Source organism: Variovorax sp. dw_954, from assembly GCF_018449755.1.
Lineage (GTDB): Bacteria > Pseudomonadota > Gammaproteobacteria > Burkholderiales > Burkholderiaceae_C > Variovorax.
On record NZ_JAAVVD010000126.1, the window covers coordinates 1 to 344 of the forward strand.

The 344-nt window shown below is 71.5% G+C and carries 1 protein-coding gene; it reads left to right on the forward strand.

The genetic code is table 11. From position 1 onward, the window contains the following. Positions 1–344 (forward strand): NAD(P)-dependent oxidoreductase (locus tag HB681_RS37820; protein ID WP_275946443.1); only part of this gene is annotated, 344 nt, incomplete at both ends.

Below are 344 nucleotides of genomic sequence, written 5' to 3' on the forward strand. Positions count from 1 at the left end.
CTGGTCGAGCTGTCCACGCTGGTGCGCGAAGGACAGTGGACGCGCAACATCGGCGAGGAGTTGTTCGGCTGGGACGTGCACGGCAAGACCCTCGGCGTGCTCGGCTTCGGGCGCATCGGGCAGGCGGTCGCACGTCGCGCGGCCCTGGGCTTCGGCATGCCGGTGCTGTTCCACGACCCTTTCGAGGTGCCGCTGCCGCCCGAGCTGGCGGGGCGGGCCTCGCGGCTGCCTTTCGAGGAGGTGCTGGCGCGCGCCGACATCGTCGCGCTCACGCTGCCGCTGGCCGACGAAACCCGCGGCCTGATGGACGCCCGTGCGTTTGCACGGATGAAGCAGGGCGCCAT